This is a genomic window from Actibacterium mucosum KCTC 23349, from assembly GCF_000647975.1.
GTDB lineage: Bacteria > Pseudomonadota > Alphaproteobacteria > Rhodobacterales > Rhodobacteraceae > Actibacterium > Actibacterium mucosum.
In genome coordinates, this window is sequence record NZ_JFKE01000013.1 from 21,628 (window position 1) to 27,639 (window position 6,012).

At 59.4% G+C, this 6,012-nt stretch carries 6 protein-coding genes; all 6 read left to right on the plus strand.

From position 1 onward, the window contains the following. Window positions 1-131: 131 nt before the first annotated feature. The 6 genes from ACMU_RS18940 to fusA all read left to right on the plus strand — a co-directional run bounded on the left by ACMU_RS18940 (window position 132) and on the right by fusA (window position 5,979). Window positions 132-956, plus strand: a complete 825-nt coding sequence (locus ACMU_RS18940) for a glycosyltransferase (RefSeq protein WP_081805602.1) — start codon at window positions 132-134, stop codon at window positions 954-956. Then, on the plus strand, window positions 953-1,819 hold the full coding sequence (locus ACMU_RS18290; protein WP_035262884.1) for a DMT family transporter: 867 nt from the start codon (window positions 953-955) through the stop codon (window positions 1,817-1,819). Before ACMU_RS18940 ends, ACMU_RS18290 begins: the two co-directional genes overlap by 4 nt. Window positions 1,820-1,870: 51 nt before the next feature. Next, window positions 1,871-2,716, plus strand: coding sequence for a glycosyltransferase (locus ACMU_RS18945; protein ID WP_081805603.1), 846 nt, complete (start codon window positions 1,871-1,873; stop codon window positions 2,714-2,716). Window positions 2,717-2,979: 263 nt separating this feature from the next. Continuing rightward, window positions 2,980-3,351 (plus strand): 30S ribosomal protein S12, encoded by a 372-nt coding sequence (rpsL, locus tag ACMU_RS18300; RefSeq protein ID WP_035253348.1) that lies wholly within the window; start codon window positions 2,980-2,982, stop codon window positions 3,349-3,351. A 12-nt stretch (window positions 3,352-3,363) separates the two neighbouring features. Beyond that, window positions 3,364-3,834, plus strand: coding sequence for a 30S ribosomal protein S7 (gene rpsG, locus ACMU_RS18305; protein WP_035262888.1), 471 nt, complete (start codon window positions 3,364-3,366; stop codon window positions 3,832-3,834). Between the two features lie 27 nt (window positions 3,835-3,861). Next, window positions 3,862-5,979, plus strand: coding sequence for an elongation factor G (fusA, locus tag ACMU_RS18310; RefSeq protein ID WP_035262891.1), 2,118 nt, complete (start codon window positions 3,862-3,864; stop codon window positions 5,977-5,979). Window positions 5,980-6,012: the final 33 nt, after the last annotated feature.

The following is a 6,012-nucleotide window of genomic DNA, read 5'->3' on the forward strand; positions in this document are numbered from 1 at the left end:
GCATTGCGTTGTAACATTGGCCGCCCCGGGAAACCCCGGGGCGGCCTTTTCTTTGGCGGATCTTACACAGGTTTTGCAATTTGGTGGCGGCTGGGTAATGTGCCTCGAAGTTACGCGGGGCAGGGCACCACATGAAAAACGCAATAGTCGGGGTTTGCCGGTTCTCGTATCTGGGTCGTGGTGGCTTTGCCAACTCGAATATGAGTTTGGAAGAACGCGTTGAGTTGTTGTTTGACGCCGACCGTTTGACCGAGCGGTTTGCCATGTTCGAAACGCTGTGCCTGCCGTCGCTTGCAGCGCAGACAGACCGTGATTTCAAGCTGGTTGTTTTGTCCAGCGACGCCCTGCCAAACGACGCCAAGGAACGGTTGCGTGAATTGGCGAACAGGCACGCTTTCCTGACACTTGCATTTCTTCCGCCAATGGGGCCGCTTTTGTCGACCCGCCGCGCCTATCGCAAGGGTTGGGAGGACGGGACCCCGTTCGTGACCGGCTTCCGCATTGACGACGATGATGCGGTGGCTGTTGATTATATCGCCCGTACCCGGGTTCTGGCCGATCGTGCCATTGCCGATGGCTGGGCAGATGCAGATCACCCACTGGTCGTTGCCTTTCACCGGGGTGTCTATGTCGACATGCTTGCGCCGTCGGCCCCCTTCTACGATTTCCGCGAAACGGCGCCTTTGGGCCTTGCAAGCGCGATGATCACGCGGGCAGATGACCAGGTGAATATCTTTCGCTGGAACCACCGCCGGTTGGCGGCCCATGTGCGAACGATCACGGACCCGACGGACCAGATGTTTCTGCGAACGCTGCACACAACCAATGACAGCGATCGCAAGGTCCCCCCCGGTGCCGAGCCGATCGAAACGGCGACCTTTTGCGCCGAACTTCGCGCCCGGTTCGGCGTTGACCCGGACAGGTTGCAAGCGTTGATGCAAGGACCCCGGCCTTGAGTCCGAACCAGCGCGGTGCCGCGTTGATGGTGGCCACGATGGCTGCTTTCACGTTTAACGATGCGGCCATCAAGGTGGTTGGTGTCGATCTGTCGGTTTACCAAATGATGTTTCTGCGCGGTGTGATGGTCAGCGTAGTGTTTGCCGTTTGGCTGGGTGTGCGGGGATTGGGTTTGTCGCGCGTGTCGCGTCGTGACGGGTGGCTGATGCTGTTGCGCGGCGCGTGTGAGTTTGCGGCGGCGGCCGTGTTCCTGTCGGCGTTGGTCGTGGCCGAGATCGGCACCCTGACGGCGATCCTGCAATCGACACCCTTGGCCGTGACGCTGGCAGGCGCGATTGTTCTGGGCGAACGGGTGGGTTGGCGCAGGTGGGGGGCCATTTGCGCCGGTTTCGTTGGCGTGATGCTGATCATGCAGCCGTCGCGCGACGGGATCGAGGCTCCGGCGCTGCTGGCGTTGATCTCGGTCGGGTTCATCACGCTGCGCGACATCACCACGCGATACCTTTCGCCGGATGTGCCGTCGAAACTGGCGGCATTGGTTACGGCCATTTGTGTCACGATACCTGCGGGCCTCATGACGATGACGGGTGACTGGGTGCCTGTCACGGCCACCCATGCCGGGCTTTTGGTTCTTGCTGCGGCGTTGATGGTGGTGGGTTACCTATGCTCGGTCGCGACAATGCGTGTCGGCGAGATCAGCTTTGTGTCTCCGTTCCGCTACAGCGCCATTTTGTGGGCCTTGTTGCTGGGCGTGACGCTGTTTGGCGAGCGGCCCGGTTTCTGGCAATTGGCCGGGGCGGGCATCGTCGTTGCCGCGGGGATATTCACCTTGCGACGCAACCACGCTGCACGCAGGGGTTGAAACCGTCGAGATTGCGGGCAAAACTGCGGCGGCAGTGTAACAGGGGGCTTCGTGGCGCCGAATTTGCAGATACATGGTTTGTGCCGGTTCTCGTATTTTGGCGAGGACGGTAACTTTCAGTCCACGCCGTCCGACGAAGCCGCCCGCCGCGCTTATCTGTTTGATCCCGTGCGGATGAACCAGCGGTTGGCATGGTTTGAACATGTGGCTTTGCCATCTGTAGCCGGGCAAACGGACAAGGATTTTGTGCTGCACCTGATGCTGTCCGAAGGAATGCCGGAACCATTTCGGGCTCGGATACTGGCGTTAATTGCGGATGTGCCTCAGATTCGCCCTGAATTCTACCCGGTGGCGCAGCCGCGTCTGGCATACCGTGATATCATGCTCAGCGGCAGAGATGCCGAGGCCGCGATGGTGGCCGAATTCAGGCTGGACGACGATGATGCCATGGCCCACGGCTTTGTCGCGCGTGTCCGCCGACACGCGGTGTTGGCAGAGCGGCTCTTTCTGCCACGGCAACAACGGGCGGCACTGGATTTCGGGCTTGGCCTTGTGCTGGACGTGGATGAAAACGGCAAGGTCGAGGTGATCCCCGTACATGCGCGGACATGGCCCTGTGCGTTGGCGGTGTATCTGCGCCCCCACGATTCAGCCTGCGTGATGGACTTTCCGCACCACCGCATCAGCCATCTGATGCCTGTTCTGTCTTATCCCAGACCGATGATGTATGCGCGCGGCCGACACGGCGGAAATGACAGCAAGATCTTCCTGGACAAGGCCCGCAACATGTCGCCCGAAGACGGCGCGGCACATCTGATGCCCGACTTTGGCATCGACCTGGACGCGTTCCGCACGGCCATGGCAAAGCTGCATCAGCAGGCGGGGGCGGCCGGTTAAGGCGCTGTTGACAAGGGTTCCGACTCTCCCTATACCGCGCGCACCCGGAGTGGCGGATTTGCGTCTGCATACTCCGAAATCAGAACTGAAGTGGTCATGATCCGGGCCGAACGCCCCGATCCTCTGAATTTCCACCGCGTCGTTCCCAATCGCGAAGGGAACGCATGCGGTTTTGGTGTTTTGCAATGGGTGCAAGGCGCCGTCGAGAAGAAGCGCCTCGGGTACGGGGCGAGTATTGACAAAGTGCAACACGAGGAACGTGCATGCCAACGATTCAACAGCTGATCCGCAAGCCGCGGCAGCCCAAAGTAAAACGCCAGAAGTCCATGCATTTGCAGGCTTGCCCGCAAAAGCGTGGCGTGTGCACCCGCGTGTACACCACCACCCCGAAAAAGCCGAACTCGGCCATGCGTAAGGTTGCCAAGGTGCGCCTGACCAATGGCTTCGAAGTGATCAGCTATATCCCCGGTGAATCCCACAACCTTCAGGAACACTCGGTGGTTCTGATCCGTGGTGGTCGTGTAAAAGACCTTCCCGGTGTGCGTTACCACATCCTGCGCGGTGTTCTGGATACCCAGGGTGTTAAAGACCGTAAACAACGCCGTTCGAAATACGGCGCCAAGCGTCCGAAGTAAGGAGATCACAGAATGTCTCGTCGTCACGCTGCTGAGAAACGCGAAGTCCTGCCCGACGCCAAGTTCGGCGACCGCGTAGTCACCAAATTCATGAACAACCTGATGATCGACGGCAAAAAATCTGCCGCCGAACGCATCGTTTACAACGCATTCGATCGCATCGAAGGCAAGCTGAAGCGCTCGCCCGTCGAAGTGTTCACCGAAGCGCTGGACAATGTAAAACCCTCGGTCGAGGTCCGCTCGCGCCGTGTGGGTGGTGCTACGTACCAGGTTCCGGTTGAAGTGCGCCCCGAGCGCCGCGAAGCGCTGGCCATTCGCTGGCTGATCAATGCCTCGCGCGCCCGCAACGAAAACACGATGGAAGAGCGTCTGGCCGGTGAGCTGATCGATGCTGTTCAGTCGCGCGGCTCTGCCGTCAAGAAACGCGAAGACACCCACAAGATGGCCGAGGCGAACAAAGCCTTCAGCCATTATCGCTGGTAATTACCCTCAGGCCTCAGGACCGAACCAATGGCACGCGAATATCCTCTCGACCGATACCGTAACTTCGGCATCATGGCGCATATCGATGCAGGTAAAACCACCTGCTCGGAACGCATCCTGTATTACACCGGCAAGTCCCACAACATTGGTGAGGTGCACGACGGTGCAGCCACCATGGACTGGATGGAGCAAGAGCAGGAACGCGGCATCACCATCACCTCGGCGGCAACCACCACCTTCTGGGAGCGCACCGAGGACGGCAAAACCGCCGATACCGAAAAGCACCGGATGAACATCATCGACACGCCCGGTCACGTGGATTTCACCATCGAGGTGGAACGTTCGCTGGCCGTGCTGGATGGTGCGATCTGTGTTCTGGACGCCAACGCAGGCGTCGAGCCGCAGACCGAAACCGTGTGGCGTCAGGCTGACCGGTACAAGGTTCCGCGCATGGTCTTTGTCAACAAGATGGACAAGATCGGCGCAGACTTCTTTAACTGTGTCGAGATGATCGAAGACCGCACCGGCGCCACTGCTGTGCCGGTTGGTATCCCGATCGGTGCCGAGACCGAGCTGGAAGGTCTGATCGACCTGGTCACCATGGAAGAGTGGCTGTGGCAAGGTGAAGATCTGGGCGCGTCCTGGATCAAAGCGCCGATCCGCGACAGCCTCAAGGACATGGCGGACGAGTGGCGTTCGAAGATGGTGGAAGCCGCCGTCGAAATGGACGACGACGCGATGGAAGCTTACCTGGAAGGTGAAGAGCCCGACGTGGCCACCCTGCGCGCCCTGCTGCGCAAAGGCACCCTGTCGCTGAGCTTTGTTCCGGTTCTGGGTGGTTCGGCCTTTAAGAACAAAGGTGTTCAGCCGCTGCTGAACGCGGTGATCGACTATCTGCCCAGCCCGCTGGACGTTGTGGATTACATGGGCTTTAAACCCGGTGACGAAACCGAAACCCGTGACATCGCCCGCCGCGCGGATGATGACATGGCGTTTGCCGGTCTGGCGTTCAAAATCATGAACGACCCCTTCGTTGGCTCGCTGACCTTTACCCGCGTTTACTCGGGCACCCTTGAAAAAGGTGGCTCGATCCTGAACTCGACCAAAGGCAAGAAAGAGCGCGTTGGTCGGATGATGATGATGCACTCGAACAACCGCGAAGAGATCGAAGAGGCATTTGCCGGCGACATCATCGCGCTGGCCGGTCTGAAAGACACCACCACGGGCGACACCCTGTGCGACGCCAAAGAGCCGGTGGTTCTGGAAACGATGACCTTCCCCGATCCAGTGATCGAGATCGCGGTAGAGCCGAAAACCAAGGCTGACCAAGAGAAGATGAGCCAGGGCCTGGGCCGTCTGGCCGCCGAAGACCCCTCGTTCCGCGTCGAAACCGATCTGGAATCGGGTCAGACCATCATGAAGGGCATGGGCGAACTTCACCTGGACATCCTGGTGGACCGTCTGAAGCGCGAGTTCAAGGTTGAGGCCAATATCGGTGCGCCGCAGGTGGCCTATCGTGAAACCATCAGCCACGAAGCCGAAATTGACTACACCCACAAGAAACAGTCGGGTGGTTCGGGTCAGTTCGCACGGGTGAAAATGGTCATCACACCGACCGAGGCGGGCGAAGGTTACTCGTTCGAATCCAAGATCATCGGTGGTGCGGTTCCCAAGGAATACATCCCCGGCGTTGAAAAAGGCATCCAGTCGGTTATGGACAGCGGCCCGATGGCCGGCTTCCCGGTTATCGACTTCAAGGTTGCCCTGATCGACGGTGCGTTCCACGACGTGGACTCCAGCGTTCTGGCCTTTGAAATCGCGGCCCGTGCCGGCATGCGCGAAGGTCTGAAAAAGGCTGGCGCCAAGCTGCTGGAACCGATCATGAAGGTCGAGGTGATCACCCCGGACGAATATACCGGTAACATCATCGGCGATCTGACCTCGCGTCGTGGTCAGGTGCAGGGCCAGGAAAGCCGCGGCAACGCGATTGCGATCAACGCCTTCGTGCCGCTGGCCAACATGTTCGGCTATATCAACAACCTTCGTTCGATGAGCTCGGGCCGCGCCCAGTTCACCATGCAGTTCGATCACTACGATCCGGTACCGCAGAACATCTCGGACGAAATTCAGGCGAAATACGCGTAACGCGGTGGCGTTCGCATTAATCAAAGGAGGCCA

Coding starts and splice junctions, on each gene's coding strand:
- fusA (WP_035262891.1), top strand. CDS start 3,862: ATGGCACGCGAATATCCTCTCGACCGATACCGTAACTTCGGCATCATG.
- ACMU_RS18940 (WP_081805602.1), top strand. CDS start 132: ATGAAAAACGCAATAGTCGGGGTTTGCCGGTTCTCGTATCTGGGTCGT.
- rpsG (WP_035262888.1), top strand. CDS start 3,364: ATGTCTCGTCGTCACGCTGCTGAGAAACGCGAAGTCCTGCCCGACGCC.
- rpsL (WP_035253348.1), top strand. CDS start 2,980: ATGCCAACGATTCAACAGCTGATCCGCAAGCCGCGGCAGCCCAAAGTA.